Below are 20,412 nucleotides of genomic sequence, written 5' to 3'. Positions count from 1 at the left end.
ATTAAATAATTATCCGGGCTCTTTTTTCTAATATTGTTCTATAGAGTTTAAAATTTTCTAAAGCCATTTGTTCATGAGAATATAATTTGCTGATTAATTCGCGAGCCTGAATAGCGTACTGATCAAAGAGGTCACTGTTGTTAAAAAATAAATTAATACCGAGACTCAGCGCTTCAGGTTGGTTAGGCTCAACTAGATATGCATTTTTTTGATGGGTGAACACATCCTTGATACCTCCAGCACTTGATGCGATTATTGGGATCCCGCAAGAAGCAGCTTGTAATAGACTAACTCCTAACCCCTCACGAAAAGCAGGATGAATTATCGCATCTGCAATTGGCAAAATCTGATTGAGGGTATTGGTGAAACCCATTAAGATACATTTTTCAGACAACCCATAGGAATTGATAGTATTTTGAATCTCATCCTGCATTGGTCCTTTTCCGTAGCAAAGCACTTTATATGAAAACGATTCTGGAAGTTTTTTTAAGGCCTCGAGCAAGACCAGATGCCCTTTTCTCTTAATTAATTGTGCTACTACTAAAAAAAGCTTTTGATTTGGCGCAACTCCCAATGCAGACCTTAGCTGGGCACGTGTACTTTGATCTTGGCATGGAATCCAATTTTTAATATTGACGCCATCAAAGATTAGTGTTAATCGATCCTGGTCAATACCCTCTAATGAAAGCACTTTAGCTATCGCAGGTGATATACAGATAACTGCATCATAAAAATGATGCTGATAAACCGTCCAAATTATACTAGGAATATTATCAACTCTCCTTGTTAACAGAGCAGGAATATTTAAATGCCACGCAGCTAATCCTCCAAAAAAATCAGCACCTCGTCTGGAATGCACATGGACGAGATCAGGTCTAACTGAGGTAAGTATTGATTTTATTTCTTGAAACATTTTCCATGAAAAATCACCTGAATGTGAAAGTGGAAAGAAGTTTAGCCCTAATTTTATTGCCACATCAGCAATTGCACTCGTGCGTGGCGCAAGTAACACTGAATCAGTATTATTTTTTAACTCACTGAGTAAGTACAATACTTGCAAGGCACCACCATATAAGTGCTTGCCAGTTTCAATATGAGCGATTTTTATTTTTTTATTTTTCATTTGATTATCTTTAATGAAATCAAATTCTCTACAACTTCTTGTGGGGAGTTCATGCGCATGCAATGATAAACACCATCACAGATTGGCCTTCGGTGGCAAGGCGAACATGGTAAATTTTTAAAAAGTATTCGTGAGCTGTCATTACTTGTTTTAAGGTAAGGTCTTGTTGAACCAAAGAGCAAGACGGTCGGTTTATTCATCAGTGAAGCGAAGTGACCCAATCCTGTATCAACCGATACTACTGCTTTTGCGCCTTGAATAACAGCAAACGACCATTCAATTGAGCCAAAACCACACGCAACAATCAATTTTGAGCTATCTTTCAATTCATGAGGTATTGGGAACTTATCAAACTCAGAACCCAAGACCACAATCGTATATTCTGTGCGAGAAGCAAGCAATAAAACCAGCCGTTTCCAGTTTTCCCAAGGCCAGGTTTTTTGCATTCTTGTAGTAAATGGACATATAACAATGTATTCGCGATGGGGTAACTTTTCGATAAACTCTTTACGTTTATTTATTATTTCTTTTGAAAAAGTATAATTAACTTGATCTTGTCTTTTTTCTTGTCCAGTTAAATACCAACCAAGATTTCGATATTCATGCCCAAACAGATCTGAGTCTTTGTTATAGCATTGGGATTTTTTGGTAATCACTTCTCGAATTAGCCACTGCCCTCCCTCACTACTTCCTAAACCAATTTTACGATATGCTCGCGTAATAAGTAATAATAAACTAGTTTTTAATAGCCCCTGTAAGTCTAATGCGAGATCATATTGTTCATTGCGGATTAATGTAATTGATGAAAACAGATTATTTGAATCAAAAGATATGACCTTATTAACTCCCTCAAACCCAGAAACCATTGTTGCGAATTGTTTTTTTACTAGCCAAGTAATATGAACATTGGGATAGTGCACGGTAAGGTAAGGTAAAATAGTTGAAGTAAAAACTAGATCTCCTATCGCTGATAATCTAATTATTAAAATTTTCATGTTACTATCTTAAATGAATCAACAAGTAATAACAATCCTCGCCTCCTTTTCTGGTCAAGGTGGAGTAGAAAAAATGCTCGTCCAACTTTGCAATGGACTTGTCGCACTGCATCGCAGTGTTAGATTATTATGTATAAAAAATAGTTCTCCGCATCTCTCAGCAATTGATTCTAGAGTTGAAATTATTAAACTTCCCACCACCCACGCCTATGTAGCCATTCCGGCAATAGCCAAATTTCTTACCACTAAAACCCCCCCACATATCTTAGTTGCAAAAGACAGGGCCGCTCGAGCATTATGGATAGCAACTAAAGTTACGCAAAAAAAATTAAACTATTGGATCCGAGTGGGGACAACGCTTGGGGCGTCTTTACAATATAAAAATAAAATCTCAACTCTGGTAAGAACTTTTGCTCTACCCTCAACGTACCATGATGCTACAGGGATTATCGCAGTATCACAGGGGGTTGCTTTAGACATTCACCAACGCTATAACATCCCACTTAAAAAAATTCACACAGTTCCTAATCCAGTTATTACTCCAGAATTATTTCAACTTGCTAAAATAAATACTAACCATGATTTTTTTAAAGACCCATCAGGGCCTATACTTATTGCTATGGGCAGAATGAGTCCGGAAAAAGATTTTGGTACATTACTGCAAGCATGTACACTTGTGCGAAATCATTTTCCTATACGATTAATAATAATTGGTGGCGGTTCCACAACAGAATTGTTTCGCACCATGCATTGGGATGTATCACCAGACTGGCTGTCTTGTGTAGGTTTTATTCAAAATCCCTATCCATATCTGGCACAGGCATCATTATTTGTTTTAAGTTCAAAATGGGAGGGCTCCCCTAATGCACTTACTGAAGCATTGGCACTTGGCACTCAAGTAGTAAGTACCGACTGCCCTTCTGGGCCACGAGAAGTGTTGCAGGGTGGGTTGGTGGCACCACTCGTCCCAGTAGGAAATCCGTCTGCCATGGCTGAGGCAATTATAGGTGTTTTAAAAAAACCTCAAGCAAAAAACATACTGCAAGATGCGGTAAAAGAATACACACAATTACAAAGCGCAAAGCGATACCTTGCACTCCTTGAGGGTAATTAACATGTTATACTCAAAAAAATACCGATTTTTATATGTTCATATCGCAAAAACTGGAGGAACAAGTATGAGGGCAGCATTAAAGTCATTACTCTGGAAAGATGTTGAATATTACCCTCGTTGGTTGTGCCATAAAATTAGCTCGCTGTTTGCACATAGACTTGGAACAAAAATCCCTAGACATGCTCATGCTATCGCCGCAAAAGAAATGTTGCCAAATGAACTTTATAGCTCACTATTTAAATTTGCCTTTGTTAGAAATCCTTGGGATCTCCAAGTCAGCTCATGGCATCATCTTAGACGCGAACAACCGCATTTAGTCTCCCACTGTTCAACATTTTCTGATTTTATTCGATTTAAATTTGACAAAGCAAGACCATATCAATACCATCTTGACACTTCGATTGATTTGCAATCTAACTATGTAAAAGATTTAAATGGCACTGTATTGTTAGACTTTATAGGACGATTTGAACATCTTGAAGAAGATTATCATTATGTTTGCTCAAAGCTTGGAATAGTAACTAAAAAACTACCTGAAAAGCGAAAAGCTACTACCCGCCACAAAGATTGGAGAACATATTACGACACCCACACTCATGACTTAGTCGCTTCTTATTTTTCAGAAGATATTAGAAGGTTTGGGTATACGTTTGATCAGTAACTTATTTTTGTAATTCAAATAGAGTGCCACAGTACGGACAAATTAACTTTCCGTTTGGCTCATCTTCAATTGGCAAATAGACCCTTGGGTGAGAATTCCAATTTGATTCGTGATCCATGGGGCAATGTAAAGGTAAATCATGTATTGAAACCGAAACATAGCTTCTGGAATTTGGGGCTTGTTTATTTTCAGACATACGATAACCATTCTGGTTTTTCAGTGATTACTCCTGTTACAATTTTACGATAGGTTTCCTGCATGAGGATAGTGATGGGCCCAACCTCTCCATTTTTAATAACACGGTGATCGAGTGATCGTACCGGCACCACTTCTGCGGCAGTACCAGTTAAAAAAATCTCGTCAGCACAATATAGTTCATCTCGAGAAATAGACCTCTCGACAATTGGTATCCTGTGTTGTTTGGCGATCACAATTATTGTGTCTCTAGTGATACCTTCTAATGCAAATTCTAAAGTCGGAGTATACAGCGTACCATCACGAACCATAAAGATATTTTCCCCTGGCCCTTCAGCAACCGAGCCTTTTTCATCTAATAAGAGCGCCTCATCATACCCATCAGCAACCACTTCATTAGAAGCTAAAATTGAGTTAACATAATTACCACTGACCTTGGCTTTGCTTAGACTGCTATTCGCACTCAATCTACGGTAACTTGAGGTTTTTAATCTAATCCCATGTTTCATATTATCTTCGCCAAGATAACTTGACCATTCCCAAGCAGCAATAGCACAATGGGTCTTTAAATCTTTGGCTTTAAGCCCCATACCTTCAGCGCCATAAAAACATATAGGTCTAATGTACGCACTGGAAAGGTTATTTTGCTTAACCACTATGTTTTGCGCATTATTGATCAGCTCTTTAGAATAATCGCAGCTCATCCCCATAATTTTCATAGAAGCAAAAAGTCTATTAGTATGATCATCGCGTCTAAATATCGCAGTTCCAGAACTTGTTTTATAGGCACGCACACCTTCAAACACTGCTAACCCATAATGTAACGAATGCGTTAGTATATGAATCTTGGCATCTTTCCAAGTAACTAACTCGCCATCTAACCAGATGTAACCGTCTCTAATATCAAATCTCATTTATCTATATAGTATAATAAATAGTATTTTAACATGAGTGACAAAAGATGATTATAAATATAACTATAAAAAAGTTAGCGCAGATTCTACTTCTGTGTTTCACAACACTTCCGATAATTGCTTTTTCAGAAATCACCGTTTACTCATTTCGCGCAGAAGATTTGATCAAACCAGCACTTGAAGAATTTCAAAAACAATCTAATATACAAATTCGGCTGACGGTAGCCTCTGGTTCTGGGCTTCTACAACGATTAATCAATGAGGGGGAAAATACTCCAGCTGATATCATTATCACTAATGGAGTTGACGATATAGTTCGATTAAAACAAGCTGGACTACTTGGAAAGATTCCCGAAATAACTTCACGTAAATCAATTTTCCCTAATTTAATTAGCCCAGACAATGATTGGGTAGCTCTAGCGGTGAGGGCTCGAGTGATCGTATATAACAAAAATAAGGTTGTAAAAAACAATGTCTTGACTTATGAATCGCTTGCGGATGAAAAATTTCAAGGAAAATTATGTGCAAGGCCTTCAGGTAATAGTTACGACCCCGCCCTAATTGCATCGAGAATCATTCACTTTGGTAAATCACAAACTGAAGCATGGTTATCAAAAATTGTTGCTAATTTTGCTAGACCTCCACAAGGAAACGACCGAACACAGATTAGAGATGTTGCAAATGGAATTTGCTCCGTAGCGTTAGTTAATAGTTATTATTTAGGATTGATGCTCACTTCAAGTGATGAAAAGGATCGTGAACTAGCAAAATCTGTTGGTGTGGTGTTTCCTGGTGCTAAAACAAAAGGAACGCATATTAATATTGCAGCCCTTACCATGAGCAAGTGGTCTAAAAATCAAGCCGAGGCACTACAATTAATCAACTTTCTAACTTCGGTAAAAACCCAGCAGTGGTTCTCTAAGAATATATTCGACTATCCAGTTAGAAAAGATGTGCCACCTTCTTTAGAAGTTAAAAAATTAGGTTTTCCTATTGTGTACGATCGCTTACCACTAGAAGAAATTGGCAGACAGATACCAGAAGCAATATTACTTCTAGATAATGCTGGTTGGCGATAGTGGAAATGTGCGATTACTACGATTCATAATTACTCTAACTTTTTTTCTTGCACCAATAGTGTCATTGGTAACCATAGGGTTGGGCTTTGATCTAGACAACACTATCCATGTTGCCTCAACTTTACTAGATGATTATATACGAGGATCTCTTCGTTTATTAGTTGTCGCATTATTAGTCGCGGTACCCATAGGAGTGCTCTGCGGTTTTCTAATAGCCCAATACCAGTTTACTGGAGCTCGATTTTTTCGCTTTGCCCTATTACTCCCTCTTGCTATCCCAAGTTATATTACTGGTTACAGTTTTATGGGATTTTTAGAAAGCAACCAACCCAATCTTTCAATAATACGAAGTTATCCATATAGTAGTGTGGGGATTATTTTTGGACTATCACTCTATCCGTATCTTTACATGCTTTGCCTAAATAGTTTTTCTCTTCAACAGCGTAGTTATTATGAAATTGGAAAATTACAGGGGCAATCCCAACTATCTTTATTCTTAACCATTTCACTAAAAATCGCCTTTCCATCCGTGGTTATTGGAAGTTCACTAATTGGGCTTGAAGTGCTCTCTGATTTTGGTTTATCAAAAATATTTGGGTTATCGACTTTTACTACAGGAATTTTTAGAGTGTGGAATAATATGAATGATGTGCATACTGCAACGTTGCTTTCTCTTTGCTTAGTGTCCATTTCACTTCTACTTCTCTCACTTGAGAAAAAACAAAGGGAGAAAATTAATTATTACCATATTGGGACTAACACTGAACACCACCGAACCACATTGCATGGATTCGCTAATCTAGGTGCAGTGCTTTTTTGTAGTCTGCCGCTGGTACTTGGCTTTGGGATTCCAGTATATCAACTTTTAGAATGGTCATCTCACATTGATAATTTTGATAAATATATCGCACTGATAGAAATAACCGCTACCAGCGTTGCGATTGCGCTGATTAGCACGATACTACTAATGAGTCTAGGATTAATTCTCGTAAACAGAACTTGGCAGAAAAAAAAGTTTATTGAAAATCAAATTAACCCACTGTCAACATTTGGCTATGCACTTCCTGGTTTAGTCGTAGCAATTTCAATTTCAGGTATCGCAAGCTGGCTTGATGATAAATTTATTCGGTTGTTAGGTTTTGCATTTAGTGGTAGCGTGATGATGTTGTGTTATGCATATATAATTCGATTTATTGCTGTGAGTTATCAATCGATTGAGGCATCAATGCAACACATTAAACCATCCATGCAAGAACAATATTTAATCCTAAACCCTAGTAAGTTATCATTATGGAGAGGGTTATATTTTCCTCTGCTTAAAGATCCACTCTTCTTTACTGCAATATTGATATTTATAGAAGTGATCAAAGAATTACCTGCAACATTAATGCTTCGGCCATTAGATATTAATACGTTATCAGTGCGAGTTTTTGAACTTGTAAACGACGAACGATTAATAGACTCTGCGCCTCTTTCTTTGACCTTAATCAGCCTTGGACTTATCTCAGTTTTTATTTTAAATTTTTTAACGTTAGACAATAGGTATGTTTCTAGAAATAAATAATCTATCATTTGCTATAGACAACCAGATTATTCTAAATAATATTTCATTTAGTTTAGAAAAAAATCAACGAGGCTGTTTACTTGGTCCGAGTGGATGTGGAAAATCAACATTACTACGCTGTATTGCCGGGTTAGAAAATCCTAGTTTAGGTGAAATTTATCAAAATGGTATTCTAGTAAACTCACATAATTATGTAACACCGCCTCACACACGTTCAATTGGCATGGTTCCACAAGACTTGGCCCTGTTTCCTCATTTGACAGTTACAGAACATATCACTTTCTCAATTAAAAACCAATCGGAAACTCTACAAAAAGCTAAAGTACAGGAGCTTTTAGAAATGACAGGCTTAGGCCCAAAAAAAGATTGCTTTCCTTATCAACTTTCTGGAGGTCAACAGAAAAGAGTTGCTCTCGCGCGTGCTTTATCTCATGATCCTGAGTTACTTATTCTTGATGAGCCATTTAGTAACATTGATTTTGAGCTACGGGAACAGCTCTTAAAGGAAATGGCATTAATACTCGACAGAAAGAAAGTAAGCGTACTTTTGGTAACTCACGATCAGCATGAGGCGTTTATATTTACTGAATACTGTGGAATAATCAGAAAAGGAGAGCTCCTGCAATGGGATACCTGTTACCGACTTTATCACCAACCCTCCTCAGAATTTGTTGCATCATTTTTAGGTGAAGGTAGCTTTGTTACCATTAATAAAGTAATCGGCCAACAAATTTTTATTGGTCAAGAGACTATTACAATTACCACATCACAAATTATTCCAAATAATATTAAAAAGCTTTTTCTTAGACCTGATGATATATGCTATTCACCAGACGGTGAATATAATTTACCTATTATCAAAAAAGAATTTAGAGGTCCTTATTTTGCTTATAGTCTTTTACTTCCCAATGGTGAAATATTATTATGTCACACGAGAAGTCATATAAACTTATCAATACATGATCAATTTCGCTTTACTTTTGATCTCCAGCATTGTATATTTTTCTAAGCCTCTAAAAACAACATGAGCCTCTTACTGAGGCTCATGTTGAGAAAATCAAACAGCAGACAACGATTACATCATGTCATCCATTCCGCCCATGCCGCCCATTCCGCCCATGCCGCCTGGTCCAGCTGGAGCATGTGAATGAGACTCATCTTTTGGAATTTCAGCAATCATGGCTTCAGTAGTGATCATAAGCCCTGCGACTGAGGCTGCGTTTTGAAGCGCCGACCTTGTCACTTTAGTTGGGTCTAAGATACCTAACTTAATCATGTCGCCATATTCACCAGTAGCTGCGTTGTAGCCAAAATTGCCAGTTCCATCTTCAACTTTAGCAAGCACGACCGCAGGCTCATCACCAGCGTTAGCGACAATCTGTCTAAGAGGTTCTTGCATGACCTTGCAGATAATCTGAACACCTTGTTCTTGATCCACATTATCGCATTTGATTTTTGCTTCCATAACACTTTTACGAGCTCGAACAAGTGCGACGCCACCACCAGGAACTACGCCTTCTTCAACAGCAGCTCGGGTTGCATGGAGTGCATCTTCAACTCTTGCTTTTTTCTCTTTCATTTCTACTTCTGTAGCAGCACCAACACGAATTACTGCAACTCCGCCAGAAAGTTTAGCTTGTCTTTCTTGAAGTTTTTCCTTATCATATTCTGATGTGGATTCTTCAATTTGAGCCTTTATTTGTTTTATGCGCGCTTGAATTTCAGCAGATTTTCCGGCACCGTCAACAATAACTGTGTTTTCTTTTGATACGGTTACACGTTTAGCTTGACCAAGATCTTCTAACCCAGATTTTTCCAAAGTTTGCCCTTTTTCTTCAGAGATAACTTTTCCAGCAGTGAGTGTAGCGATATCTTGAAGCATTTCTTTTCTACGATCTCCAAAACCAGGTGCTTTTACTGCACAGACTTTAATAATACCCCTTATGTTATTCACTACTAAAGTAGCCAAGGCTTCGCCTTCGATATCTTCAGCAATAATTAACAATGGCTTTCCTGATTTTGCTACTTGCTCAAGAACAGGTAACATTTCTCTAATATTTGAGATTTTTTTATCAGAAAGCAAAATATAAGGATTTTCAAGTTCGCTTGTCATAGATTCTTGCTTGTTTGCAAAATATGGAGAGATGTATCCTCGATCAAATTGCATACCTTCAACAACTTCAAGTTCGTTTTCTATTCCTTTACCTTCTTCAACGGTGATAACTCCTTCATTGCCGACTTTTTCCATAGAATCAGCGATGATTTTGCCAACTTCAGTGTCAGAGTTTGCTGAAATAGAGCCTACTTGAGCGATTGATTGAGTTGTGGTACAAGGAGTTGACATTTTTTTGAGATTGTCAACTGCATGAGTAACAGCTTTATCAATACCGCGTTTGAGGTCCATTGGATTAAACCCAGCAGCAATACACTTCAAGCCTTCTTTTACAATGGCTTGTGCCAATACGGTAGCTGTAGTTGTGCCATCTCCCGCAACATCTGAGGTCTTGCTAGCAACTTCTTTTACTAACTGAGCGCCCATGTCTTGGAACTTGTCTTTTAATTTGATTTCTTTAGCAACTGAAACACCATCTTTAGTAACGGTAGGTGAGCCAAAAGATTTTTCCAATACTACATTTCTACCTTTTGGACCAAGTGTTACTTTAACGGCATCTGCGAGGATATTAACCCCAGCCAGCATGCGGTTTCTTGCATCATACGAAAATTTAACTTCTTTTGCAGTCATATTTCACCCCTTATTCAATTATTGCACTTATGTCGTCTTCTCTCATAATGAGATACTCAACGCCATCTATTTTTACTTCTGTTCCTGAATACTTATTAAACAGTATTTTGTCTCCTACTTTTACATCAAGCGGACGAACAGTACCATTTTCAAGTATCTTACCTTTACCAGCGGCAAGTACTTCACCTCGGATTGGCTTTTCAGCTGCCGAATCTGGGATAACGATACCACCCGGACTCTTAAGCTCTTCTTCTAGTCTTTTGACCAGCACACGGTCATGCAATGGTCTAACTTTAAGTGTCATAACAATTTTCTCCTATCATTAGTTTTTTGTTTTGTTTATATACCATTATTGTGGGGGCATAATGTATTTTTTCAAGGTATGCTGATTATGCATGTATGCTATAATCATATTATTAATGAGAATTCTACTACTTTTAGATGTATTTTTAATTTTTACGAGTTTTTCATTAAACACAGTAGCAAATTCATTCGAAAATACCCCTCTCCCAGCTCGTGAAGCATTTAAATTTTCACACCAAACCACTTCTGAAAAAATCACTTTAAAATGGGATATCGCACCTAATTGTTACTTGTACAAAGATCGTATTAAGCTGACTTCCCTAAACCCCACTATAACTGTAGATGAATTAAACCTACCAAAAGGAGAAATTAAAAATGACCCAAACTTTGGTACAGTCGAAGTATTCCATGATTCTTTGATAGCCACCGCTTCATTGCATGGAAGTGGTAACGGTGACATAGAGGTGAGTTTTCAAGGTTGTGATGAAAAAACTGGAATCTGCTACCAACCCGTTAAGGAGCTTATTTCAGTCACTCTTTCCAAAGATTCAGCTTCAGATCAAACTAATCTGTTTGCAAAAAAAATTGCTGTAAGTGACTCATTACTGACAACGATTCTATTATTTTTATTAGCTGGACTACTACTTGGAGTAACGCCATGTGTGTACCCAATGGTGCCCGTTTTAGCTAGTATGCTAACTGCAAAGCTCGCTAATCGAAGTTCTCGTGTACTAACTGTAATATTCTATGTGTTAGGTGTGGCTGTGATGTTTTCACTACTAGGGGTACTATCGGCTCTCCTCGGTAAATCCCTAACAAACTATTTTCAACAATGGCAATTTTTACTTTTTGGTGCAATTTTTGTTGGATTTTTTGCGCTTGCAATGTTTAATCTCATTGAAATAAAATTACCTCAAAACTCAAAAATAAATTCTCTTTTGCAGACAAGTTTTAATTCAGCATACCAAAGAATTTTATTCTCATTTGTAATTGGTGGGTTGAGTGCTTTAATATTAAGTCCTTGTATCACTCCGCCAATGCTTTCAGCAATACTTTATATTGCTGAAAAAGGGGATGTGAGCTACGGAGCCATCTCACTGTTTGTGTTAGCGATAGGTATGTCAATTCCGTTAATTTTATTTAGTTTTGGATTTGGGTTTCTATTACCTAAAAGCGGAGCATGGTTAGATGAAATTAGAATTGCCATTGGCGTATTATTACTTGGATTATCTGTTTCATTGTTAGGAAGATTCTCACCTTCATGGCTAAGTTTAATTTTATATGGAGTAGTGGCAATTGGGTATGCGATGCATTTACTTATTAGATACAGCAACCATCAACAACATAGCATAGCTCTTGGGGTACGCGTTATTGCGACGATCGTAGTGATAGGAGTAACCGTTTTATCAATTAATCAATTTCAAACCCCTTCAAATACCTCATCACATCTAACGAACGCTACATCAACTTCTTTTTACAATTCACTTCCTCAGGCTACGACCATTGAAGAGTTGCAACAACTGGTAAATCAAAAGAAAGATACTTCTAGAGGTATACTAGTTTTTGTTCACGCACAATGGTGTGCAAGTTGTAAAGAACTAGAACGACATGTGTATTCAGATGAAGCAGTAAAAAATTCCTTTGCTTCCTTTGCAACAATCGGACTTGATGTTACTAATTATCATGAAACAACCCAACAATATTTAATCTCCCAGGGTATCGTAGGCCCACCAGTAGTTTTATTTCTCAGCAATCAATCAATCACAGCATCGTCGCAACTTCCATCACTGAAACAATCCCCAAGCCTAGTTGGAAGTTTTTCTAAACAAGCGTTGTTTCAATTTCTTTCCACACTACCATGAAAAAAATATTTTTCATTTCCATAGCTGTATTTAGTTTGAGTTTAGGAATAATTCTGTCCTGGTTACATCAACCACACAATAATAATCCTGATGAAAAAGTCCTAGGTAAAAAGCTCATGGATGTAACCTACAATAATCTTGAAGGAACACCAGTATCTTTACTTTCTTTTTCAGAAGAGTATCTTCTTTTAAATTTTTGGGCGACATGGTGTGAGCCCTGTAAAAGAGAGTTGCCCGACCTAAATACATTTCAAAACAAGCACCGTAATGTATTAAAAATAGTTGCTATTTCACTTGACTCGCTAGAACGCTCAACATTTTTTATGAAGGCAATCAATAACACATTATTAACGCTGATAAGCGATCAAGAGGTCTTCAATATAATGGCTTCACTTGGCAATTCCAAAGAAGCCATTCCATACTCTGTATTATTAAATAAAAATCGAGAGATAATTTACACTCAATATGGAGAAGTTTCTCTTTCCAAAATAACTGATCTCATCCATGAAGAAAATCTTAGTTCTTAATGGCCCCAATTTATCGTTGTTAGGTATCCGCGAGACCGGGCAATATGGCACCGCTACCCTACAAGATATTGAACAAAAATTACATGCTCATGCAAAAACACATTCAATACAATTAATTTGTAAACAATCAAACAGTGAGCAAGAACTGATCGAGTCTATCCACTCCGCTCTACATAACAATATTGATGGGATTATTATCAACGCAGCGGCGCTGACCCATACCAGTATAGCAATTCGTGACGCATTACTTGCAGTACAAATACCATTTATTGAGGTACACCTCTCTAATATTTATTCACGAGAATCCTTTAGACACACTTCACTGCTTGCAGACAAGGCTTGGGGTGTTATTACAGGATTTGGAATGGGAAGTTATCTACTAGCTCTAGAAGCATTTATTTCATATCATGTACACAAAATGCCCTAACTGTGATACTATTTTTGAAGCAAGCCGAAGCGATATTAGAAAAGCAAAAGGTATGGTGCGTTGTGGTGAGTGTGAAACTATATTTGACGCTCCACTTGAAAAGGTTTCTTTTACTGAACAACGCAAAACAAATAACTCACAAGCTCATGAAATTATCACCCAAGCTAAGCGGCTGGCACTGCAACCCATTGAGTCTACCGTCTGGTATATGGTAGTCGTGGTAGGCTTAAGTTTACTTTTAGCAGCTCAACTTCTCTATCTTAATAAAAAATTCTTACTAACCAATGAAACGAGCCGATCGATTGCGCTTTCCTTTTGTCAGATATTTTCCTGTCAGGTACAATACCAAAAAAATATTGAACAATTAGAAATTATTGCTCAAGAAATAACATTACCAGAATCAACTGCTTCTGAATCCTATTTACAAGTGACCATGCGATTAATAAACCATGCACGTTTACCTCAACCTATGCCAACGATTAAGATATCACTTGGAAATCTTATCGGTCAAAAAGTCGCAACAGGCATATTTGAACAGAGTAGCTATATTTCGTCCCAGACCAACACTAAGACAGTGATAGAACCTCAAGAAATACGCGATGTGGTTTTCACTTTCGCCAAGCCCTCCAACCGAGTCAATGAATTAACCATAGAGCTTCTATGAAAAACGCACTCTTGAGTATCACGGACAAACGGGGAATTATACCCCTTGCAAAAAAACTCATTGAATTAGGATGGCATCTTTACGCAACATCTAGTACAGAATCATATTTACAAAACCATGCAGTTCCCTGCACTGCTATCTCTGCCATCACTAAATTTCCAGAGATTTTACAAGGCAGAGTCAAAACCCTACATCCAATAATTCATGGGGGCTTACTCACTCGTCGCACACCAGAAGATGATCAAACGTTACAACAATTTAACATCCCTGAATTTTCACTTGCCGTTATCAATCTCTATCCATTTGAGGAGTTTTTAGAAAAAAACCCAGCCGCTTCTACTGAAGAGGTGCTTGATTATATGGATATTGGTGGGCCTGCTATGATTCGATCTGCGATCAAAAATTATAAGCATGTTATAGCATTAACCGACCCAGCTGATTATGATTTATTTATCTCATATCTAATAGAAGGTCAGGATTCTTTTACGGAGACAATGCGACTGCATTTTGCAACTAAAGCCGCTCAACTCATCATGCAGTATGACCTAGCCATCGCAAAGTTTTTTAGTCGTATTGATAAGCAATCTAATTGTTTACGCTACGGAGAAAACCCCCATCAACTTCCAGCCTACTTTATTCCTAGCGTCCCTGCTCAGGGTATTGCACTGGCAACGTTTCATCAAGGTAAACAACTTTCATATAATAATTATTTAGATATAGATTCTGGATGCGCCTTAGTGTATTCCCTCTCTGCGTTAACATCTGCGTGCTCGATTATCAAACATGGCAATCCATGTGGCGTAGCCTACGCTCCTACTAATAAGGAAAGTTACCAATTAGCCTACCGTTCTGATCCAGAATCTGCTTTTGGTGGCATTATTTGCTTTAACAAACCATTAGACGCAGATACCGCACAAGAAATAGTCACTACTCAATTCTGTGAAGTTGTTATCGCACCGAGTGTAGACGAGCAATCATTGGCAATTTTTAAACAAAAACCATCTATTAGAGTTGTGTCTATACCTCACTATCAAATAGCAAGGCAAGATATTCGTACTGTTGCCGGCGGGTATTTGCTCCAACCCAATGACAGCATTACATCAAGTGAAATACAATTTCCTGCTGATATATCACAGGTAAACAAATTAAACTGTGAGCTTGCTTGGTCAGTGGCAACTATCGCCAAATCAAATGCAATTGTCATCGTTTCTAATTTACAGACCATCGCAATTAGTTGCGGTTTTACCAGCAGAGTTCGGGCTACAGAACAAGCACTATTACGTTTTCTTAGCCACCCCTCGGTCACATCAGAAGTGGTGCTTGCCTCAGATGGTTTTTTTCCATTTGCTGATAGTATTGAGTTAATTGCAAAACATTCCGCAATTAAAATTGTTATTCAACCTAAAGGTTCAATTCGAGATGCTGAGGTTAGTGAAGCGTGCCGTACGTATGGCATTCTACAACTCTACGCATCGCGTCGTCATTTTAGACATTGAGGTTTAAAGTTCCTCAGGGATAAGATGATAGGGGAAAACTTTTACCCCTCTATTTTCAATCAATTTTCTTCTTAATAATTTTTTAATCTCAAGTTGATTTGAGAGTATATTTACTAGCTCTCTTTGGTTGTTCTCCATCCACCACATATAAAGATTGACACCGTATTCTGGAAATATCGCATCGGCAAGATGATACACACTATGGAAATCAAATTCTAATTTTGGTCTAACGACATTTTTATAAAAATTATTTGATTTTGTGATTAGATCCGTACGATTCTTGTACAATGTTTTAACTTGATTAGTAACATCACAGAAGTATTGATCAGCCTTACCCAAAACTAACTCAGGATATAGTCTAGAGTAACATTTTTCTAAATATCTCCTATCTGACATTTGACCAATATAATCTGCAGTACCGACCAAACAACCAACAATCCGCTCAATATCATTTTGCAAATCTAGGCTTTTTATTTTTTTTTCGTAGCCAGTATAATGCACTGCTTCTGTTGCGATTCTGGTATATTGTTTTAGACCTAATTTTGCCATTACCGAAAACAGCATATCTGAACTTCTGCTCACATGAGTCTTTGTAAACACCGATCCATTGATAACTTCAGTTTCATTATGACGATTTTTTAGGTATCCTGAATCATGAAAGAGCGCAATCACTATCGCAACTATCGCTAAGTTCTTGTCTAGTTTATGGATATATTGATTAAATGGTTTAGAGGTTTTTTGCAATCCATAAATCAACCGTGCAGTAGCGAGTGTAACTTCTAAGACATGCTCTTCATCATGGTACAGCATGTCACAAGGCATAAACTCTTTAAGTAACCCTGCATAGGATTGATTAAACAAGTCAAAGGCGTCCCTAATTATTTGACATGGGGCATTTGAGAATGATTCTTTATACAATTCAACCACAGCATTTTCAATTATGGCACTGTCTCTGACGAGAAGAATACCAGTTACATCAAAACCAGATTTTCTTATACCCATAATACTATTTTATAACAGGATAAATAGAAATATTTATATTCTTGTCACTCTTACCAATTATTGCGTTTTGTTCACCATATAAATCACCCTTCATTTTAGTAACCCCGCCTTGGTGTGATACTAAAATTTTAATGACCACTGGAGTGCCTTTTTGTAACAATTGTCCTGCTATAGCATCTCTCGGCCCAATTTTAATTGGCGTAGTAAGATCGGCAATCTTCAATCTTCTTGCCGCCAAAGGCATGGTTGGGTTGGTAGACCCAGCAGGAACCACTGAGACGAATACTGAAGCATTTGAATTAAATGCATTACTAAGAGCTTGATTAACGGTTACGCTTAGAGTGAATTCTAGCTGCTTAATTGTTTGCAATAAGGTATTAAGTTTTTGTGGGGTTGGAATTTTATCATCTAAAGCTTGAATATAACCTAACAAGCTCTCGCGCTCTGTTCCACTAGTTACGGGAACTAATTTAAGTGCAAAAGTTCTGGCACCTAAATAATCACCTTCTTCTTGATACCGTCTAGATGCAAGAAGCCACAGGCGAGGGTTGTTTGCATCAATCTCAAGGAGCGCATCTAGAGATTTTTTACTCTGATCTGTAAAAAAAGTATCATTAAATATTTTGCTCTCCAAATATCCGATTTGAGCAAAAAGTGGGGCAGAGAAAGTTTCGTCTTTTTCTTTTCCAAAGGCGAACCCAGCCTGCCAAGATAATAACGCTTGTGAGTAATCTCCTATGGCCTGTTGCTGAAGAGCCAAGACAAACCACTCTTCTTCGTTTTTAGCAACCATAGAACTTAGGACGGTGATATTTTGTTTAATTTCTTCTTGGGTTGAAGGGACTTGGTGATAGAAAATATAATAGGGGTTTCCAACTAAACCGTAGAGTGCTATAGGTAATAGCACGGCCCAACTTAACCAGATTATTTTATTTTTCATCTTTTTTTTCTTAGTAAAAAATAAATCGAAATCAGTAGTATCAGCAATGGGGAGAACCATAAAACCATCGTGTGTTTTGATATAACTGGATCATACAATATGTACTCACCAAATTGATTAGAAAGCTTTGTTTTAATTTCTGACTGACTTGCCCCTTGCTGTAGCATTACTTTAATTTCATTGCGCATTTGCACAGCTAATGGCGCATCAGATTCAGCAATGCTTTGATTTTGACATACCAAACATCTGAAATTATGCACTACAGAATAATACTCAGGTGGGGTCTCATCTTCGCTATGGGCAACCAAAGATGCAAGTATGTTTACGATTATAATGAAAAGTAATTTCATCAAAGCGTTTTAGTATTGATTAATTGTAGCACTTCAGAGGCATGTACCGGTCCAGCCCAGCGATGTAGGACAATTTTATTCTTGTCAAGTAAAAAACTTTCAGGGACACCATAACTTCCGAGCAGAAATCCATAGTTACCTTCCTGATCAAAAAATAATTTTGCATAAGGATTGCCGCGTTTATTAATCCACTCCTGTGCTTGATCTCTAGTATCTTGATGAGTGATGCCGATAAGTGCTATAGTAGGCTGGCTGGAAAGTATTACCAATTCTGCATGCTCCGCAACACAACTCGCACACCAACTTGCCCAAATTGTAACCAAACAGTAGGGTTTGGTGCAAGCAGAAAGTGTGTTCTCAATTTTCTCTTTTTCAAATAGTAATTCTAAAGATATTTGTGGTAACGGTTTGCCAAGTAAAGGACTTGGAATTGAAGATGGGGATTTAAATAAACCAATGATAAGTAATGTGAATAAAACTAGCACTACCATCCCAGCAAAATAGTAAGATTTTTTCATAAAATATTTTTCTTTTTTACTCGTGCAAACATGCCTAGTGCCGCAGCAATAGCAAAGAGAAGAAAACTAATCCATATTCCGCGAATCATTGGTTTCCACTGCACTCTGAGTTGTGCTTTATCGCCAAGTTCAGATACAGATCCAAGTGCAATAAAAATATCACCATGCCAAAGAGGAAAGATCGCGGTTTCCGTAGTCGGTTGATTGCGGATTAAATAATTTCTTTTTTCTGTTACTTTACTAGTAATAAGCTGCCCTGAAGAATCTTTTAAATGTACTGTTGCTTGTTGTGATTGGAATTGTGGATTCTGTGAGTTAGTTATAGAATGAAGAATGACTGTATAGGGTCCAACCGAAATAGGTTCTTGAGTAGACACCCATAGTTCTTTTTCATCACCCCACATACTTACTGTTGTAATGCTAAAAAGAAGTAATACCATGGCTAGATGGGCAATATTCATGGCGTACCATCGACCAGACTGATTATAAAAAAATTGTAGTAGTTTTAATCCTGAACTTATTTTTCTGTCCAAAATAGCACGGACACTATACACTAATGTAATAATCCCTAAACCACACAATGTTGCAAAACCTAAGGAAGCTGAGTAGAGGTATATTGCAATACTAGCCAGAATACCAGATGCTGAAGCAATCGCAATCGGTACTCTAATACGCGCAAATGCATCTTGTTGCCATCGGATGGTGGGGGCTAATGCCATTATAAAAAATAGTAATAGTGAAATTGGCACAAATACTTTATTAAAATACGGGGGGCCAACTGAAATTTTCCCAATAGATAGTAAATCTATCACCAGAGGGTATAAGGTTCCTAATGCTACGACAAACAATAGGGTAAGAGTAATAATAACCCCGATAAACATTGCAGTTTCTCTGGAATACAGTTCAAAGCGATACTCTGGATTGTCACGCAATATGGGTCCTCGAATCAACAACAAAAAAAGTGCGGGAACACAAAGTAAAAATAGCAGGGCTAAAATATACACTCCTCGTGTTGGATCGCTGGCAAAACTATGCACAGAGATGATAATTCCTGAGCGCACCAAAAATGTTCCAAGCACACTTAAACAAAACCCAAGTACACTTAACCAACATACCCAGTGATGGGCAATGTTGCGTTTGAGCGCAATGCCGAGAACATGGATAAGTGCGATTGAAACCAACCAAGGCATGAGCGAAGCATTTTCTACTGGATCCCAAAACCACCAACCACCCCAACCTAATTCATAATAAGCCCAAAAACTACCGAGCGCAATACCGAGTGACAGAAAAAGAAAACTCCCTAACACCCAATTGCGAAGCCACTGTAACTGATCTTGGGAAGGTTTGAGTCCATGAATTAACATAGCAAGAGAGAATGCATATGGCACTGACATTCCTATATATCCAAGATATAAAAGTGGGGGATGAAAAATTAGGCCAGGATCTTGTAGTAAGGGATTTAAATCAAAACCTTGTTCTAGTGGAGTAAAAGTTCTTGTAAAAGGGTTTGAGCTAAAAACGATAAATGATATAAAACCAATTGCAATTCCAGCAAGTATCGCTATCATGGTATAGCGCCAGGGTTGATCAAAAATCGCGCTAGTGTTACTGGCTAATAAAAACCATAGAGTGTAGATAACCATCCAAAAGAAAAAAGATCCTTCATGAGCACCCCATACTGCTGAAATCTTATACCAGAAATTAAGTTCGGTAGAAGAGTTATTTGTAATGTACAAAATAGAAAAATCATCTAACACAAAAGAAATCGTTAAAAGAATATAACTGGTAACTATGCAACCACCAAACAACCAACAAACCTGCAGTATCTGTTTTTGTCTACTCACTGCACTAGGAAGAACGGCAACATACAAGATTCTACAGGCAACTACTAATGATAAAATCAGTAGGTAGTGAGCAATTTCTGGAAGCATGGGG

Annotated in this window: 21 protein-coding genes; 10 read left to right on the top strand and 11 right to left on the bottom strand. The window is 37.6% G+C overall.

Annotated elements, in window-relative coordinates:
* Position 1 precedes the first annotated feature (1 nt).
* Positions 2-1,123 carry a glycosyltransferase family 4 protein gene (locus QM538_04455; GenBank protein MDI9347737.1) on the bottom strand — a complete coding sequence of 374 codons (1,122 nt, stop codon included), beginning with the start codon at positions 1,121-1,123 and terminating at the stop codon, positions 2-4.
* The gene (locus QM538_04450; GenBank protein ID MDI9347736.1) at positions 1,120-2,118 is read right to left on the bottom strand and encodes a glycosyltransferase family 9 protein; all 999 of its coding nucleotides are present in this window, start codon (positions 2,116-2,118) and stop codon (positions 1,120-1,122) included. Before QM538_04450 ends, QM538_04455 begins: the two co-directional genes overlap by 4 nt.
* Before the next feature lie 13 nt (positions 2,119-2,131).
* On the opposite strand from QM538_04450, the gene QM538_04445 reads away from it, so the two are divergent.
* Entirely contained in the window at positions 2,132-3,232 is a 1,101-nt protein-coding gene (locus QM538_04445) for a glycosyltransferase (GenBank protein ID MDI9347735.1), read from the top strand.
* Position 3,233: 1 nt separating this feature from the next.
* Positions 3,234-3,893, top strand: coding sequence for a sulfotransferase family 2 domain-containing protein (locus QM538_04440; GenBank protein MDI9347734.1), 660 nt, complete (start codon positions 3,234-3,236; stop codon positions 3,891-3,893).
* 1 nt (position 3,894) lies between these two features.
* Here the strand turns inward: QM538_04440 and QM538_04435 are convergent, their stop codons facing one another.
* Positions 3,895-4,089: a zinc-finger domain-containing protein gene (locus QM538_04435; protein ID MDI9347733.1), complete on the bottom strand. Its 195-nt coding sequence runs from the start codon at positions 4,087-4,089 to the stop codon at positions 3,895-3,897.
* Complete coding sequence (locus QM538_04430; GenBank protein ID MDI9347732.1) at positions 4,082-5,002, bottom strand: branched-chain amino acid transaminase; 921 nt, start codon at positions 5,000-5,002, stop codon at positions 4,082-4,084. The genes QM538_04435 and QM538_04430 overlap by 8 nt, the downstream gene beginning before the upstream one ends.
* Positions 5,003-5,049: 47 nt before the next feature.
* On the opposite strand from QM538_04430, the gene QM538_04425 reads away from it, so the two are divergent.
* Genes QM538_04425 through QM538_04415 form a run of 3 tightly spaced genes read left to right on the top strand, consistent with a single transcriptional unit; the run spans position 5,050 to position 8,654 of the window.
* Positions 5,050-6,081 (top strand): extracellular solute-binding protein, encoded by a 1,032-nt coding sequence (locus tag QM538_04425; GenBank protein ID MDI9347731.1) that lies wholly within the window; start codon positions 5,050-5,052, stop codon positions 6,079-6,081.
* A gap of 7 nt (positions 6,082-6,088) precedes the next feature.
* A complete protein-coding gene (locus tag QM538_04420) occupies positions 6,089-7,645 on the top strand; it encodes an iron ABC transporter permease (protein MDI9347730.1) in 1,557 nt (518 codons plus the stop codon).
* Entirely contained in the window at positions 7,626-8,654 is a 1,029-nt protein-coding gene (locus QM538_04415) for an ABC transporter ATP-binding protein (protein ID MDI9347729.1), read from the top strand. The genes QM538_04420 and QM538_04415 overlap by 20 nt, the downstream gene beginning before the upstream one ends.
* Positions 8,655-8,720: 66 nt before the next feature.
* Here the strand turns inward: QM538_04415 and groL are convergent, their stop codons facing one another.
* Positions 8,721-10,388: a chaperonin GroEL gene (groL, locus tag QM538_04410; GenBank protein ID MDI9347728.1), complete on the bottom strand. Its 1,668-nt coding sequence runs from the start codon at positions 10,386-10,388 to the stop codon at positions 8,721-8,723.
* 10 nt (positions 10,389-10,398) lie between these two features.
* Entirely contained in the window at positions 10,399-10,692 is a 294-nt protein-coding gene (groES, locus tag QM538_04405; protein ID MDI9347727.1) for a co-chaperone GroES, read from the bottom strand.
* Between the two features lie 115 nt (positions 10,693-10,807).
* On the opposite strand from groES, the gene dsbD reads away from it, so the two are divergent.
* From dsbD to purH, 5 genes are read left to right on the top strand one after another with little or no spacing between them, the layout of a single operon-like run.
* Positions 10,808-12,553 (top strand): protein-disulfide reductase DsbD, encoded by a 1,746-nt coding sequence (gene dsbD, locus QM538_04400; GenBank protein ID MDI9347726.1) that lies wholly within the window; start codon positions 10,808-10,810, stop codon positions 12,551-12,553.
* Positions 12,554-12,588: 35 nt separating this feature from the next.
* Complete coding sequence (locus QM538_04395) at positions 12,589-13,080, top strand: TlpA disulfide reductase family protein (protein ID MDI9347725.1); 492 nt, start codon at positions 12,589-12,591, stop codon at positions 13,078-13,080.
* Positions 13,058-13,507, top strand: a complete 450-nt coding sequence (gene aroQ / locus QM538_04390) for a type II 3-dehydroquinate dehydratase (protein MDI9347724.1) — start codon at positions 13,058-13,060, stop codon at positions 13,505-13,507. The genes QM538_04395 and aroQ overlap by 23 nt, the downstream gene beginning before the upstream one ends.
* Entirely contained in the window at positions 13,488-14,171 is a 684-nt protein-coding gene (locus tag QM538_04385) for a zinc-ribbon and DUF3426 domain-containing protein (GenBank protein MDI9347723.1), read from the top strand. The genes aroQ and QM538_04385 overlap by 20 nt, the downstream gene beginning before the upstream one ends.
* Positions 14,168-15,667, top strand: a complete 1,500-nt coding sequence (gene purH / locus QM538_04380; GenBank protein MDI9347722.1) for a bifunctional phosphoribosylaminoimidazolecarboxamide formyltransferase/IMP cyclohydrolase — start codon at positions 14,168-14,170, stop codon at positions 15,665-15,667. The genes QM538_04385 and purH overlap by 4 nt, the downstream gene beginning before the upstream one ends.
* Before the next feature lie 3 nt (positions 15,668-15,670).
* On the opposite strand, the gene QM538_04375 is transcribed toward purH, so the two are convergent.
* The 5 genes from QM538_04375 to QM538_04355 are packed head-to-tail and all read right to left on the bottom strand — an operon-like array spanning position 15,671 to position 20,408.
* On the bottom strand, positions 15,671-16,669 hold the full coding sequence (locus QM538_04375; protein ID MDI9347721.1) for a hypothetical protein: 999 nt from the start codon (positions 16,667-16,669) through the stop codon (positions 15,671-15,673).
* Between the two features lie 4 nt (positions 16,670-16,673).
* A complete protein-coding gene (locus QM538_04370; GenBank protein ID MDI9347720.1) occupies positions 16,674-17,609 on the bottom strand; it encodes a hypothetical protein in 936 nt (311 codons plus the stop codon).
* The gene (locus tag QM538_04365) at positions 17,606-17,959 is read right to left on the bottom strand and encodes a cytochrome c-type biogenesis protein CcmH (protein MDI9347719.1); all 354 of its coding nucleotides are present in this window, start codon (positions 17,957-17,959) and stop codon (positions 17,606-17,608) included. Before QM538_04365 ends, QM538_04370 begins: the two co-directional genes overlap by 4 nt.
* Entirely contained in the window at positions 17,959-18,477 is a 519-nt protein-coding gene (locus tag QM538_04360) for a redoxin family protein (GenBank protein ID MDI9347718.1), read from the bottom strand. Before QM538_04360 ends, QM538_04365 begins: the two co-directional genes overlap by 1 nt.
* On the bottom strand, positions 18,474-20,408 hold the full coding sequence (locus QM538_04355; protein MDI9347717.1) for a heme lyase CcmF/NrfE family subunit: 1,935 nt from the start codon (positions 20,406-20,408) through the stop codon (positions 18,474-18,476). The genes QM538_04360 and QM538_04355 overlap by 4 nt, the downstream gene beginning before the upstream one ends.
* Positions 20,409-20,412: the final 4 nt, after the last annotated feature.

The organism is Candidatus Methylacidiphilales bacterium, from assembly GCA_030054035.1.
Classification (GTDB): Bacteria; Pseudomonadota; Gammaproteobacteria; order JASGCS01; family JASGCS01; genus JASGCS01.
The sequence above is the reverse complement of the archived record's forward strand: the minus strand, read 5'-3'. Positions and strand labels throughout refer to the sequence as shown.

Coding starts and splice junctions, on each gene's coding strand:
- QM538_04455 (MDI9347737.1), bottom strand. CDS start 1,123: ATGAAAAATAAAAAAATAAAAATCGCTCATATTGAAACTGGCAAGCAC.
- QM538_04450 (MDI9347736.1), bottom strand. CDS start 2,118: ATGAAAATTTTAATAATTAGATTATCAGCGATAGGAGATCTAGTTTTT.
- QM538_04445 (MDI9347735.1), top strand. CDS start 2,132: ATGAATCAACAAGTAATAACAATCCTCGCCTCCTTTTCTGGTCAAGGT.
- QM538_04440 (MDI9347734.1), top strand. CDS start 3,234: ATGTTATACTCAAAAAAATACCGATTTTTATATGTTCATATCGCAAAA.
- QM538_04435 (MDI9347733.1), bottom strand. CDS start 4,089: ATGTCTGAAAATAAACAAGCCCCAAATTCCAGAAGCTATGTTTCGGTT.
- QM538_04430 (MDI9347732.1), bottom strand. CDS start 5,002: ATGAGATTTGATATTAGAGACGGTTACATCTGGTTAGATGGCGAGTTA.
- QM538_04425 (MDI9347731.1), top strand. CDS start 5,050: ATGATTATAAATATAACTATAAAAAAGTTAGCGCAGATTCTACTTCTG.
- QM538_04415 (MDI9347729.1), top strand. CDS start 7,626: ATGTTTCTAGAAATAAATAATCTATCATTTGCTATAGACAACCAGATT.
- groL (MDI9347728.1), bottom strand. CDS start 10,388: ATGACTGCAAAAGAAGTTAAATTTTCGTATGATGCAAGAAACCGCATG.
- groES (MDI9347727.1), bottom strand. CDS start 10,692: ATGACACTTAAAGTTAGACCATTGCATGACCGTGTGCTGGTCAAAAGA.
- dsbD (MDI9347726.1), top strand. CDS start 10,808: ATGAGAATTCTACTACTTTTAGATGTATTTTTAATTTTTACGAGTTTT.
- aroQ (MDI9347724.1), top strand. CDS start 13,058: ATGAAGAAAATCTTAGTTCTTAATGGCCCCAATTTATCGTTGTTAGGT.
- QM538_04385 (MDI9347723.1), top strand. CDS start 13,488: ATGTACACAAAATGCCCTAACTGTGATACTATTTTTGAAGCAAGCCGA.
- purH (MDI9347722.1), top strand. CDS start 14,168: ATGAAAAACGCACTCTTGAGTATCACGGACAAACGGGGAATTATACCC.
- QM538_04375 (MDI9347721.1), bottom strand. CDS start 16,669: ATGGGTATAAGAAAATCTGGTTTTGATGTAACTGGTATTCTTCTCGTC.
- QM538_04370 (MDI9347720.1), bottom strand. CDS start 17,609: ATGAAAAATAAAATAATCTGGTTAAGTTGGGCCGTGCTATTACCTATA.
- QM538_04365 (MDI9347719.1), bottom strand. CDS start 17,959: ATGAAATTACTTTTCATTATAATCGTAAACATACTTGCATCTTTGGTT.
- QM538_04360 (MDI9347718.1), bottom strand. CDS start 18,477: ATGAAAAAATCTTACTATTTTGCTGGGATGGTAGTGCTAGTTTTATTC.
- QM538_04355 (MDI9347717.1), bottom strand. CDS start 20,408: ATGCTTCCAGAAATTGCTCACTACCTACTGATTTTATCATTAGTAGTT.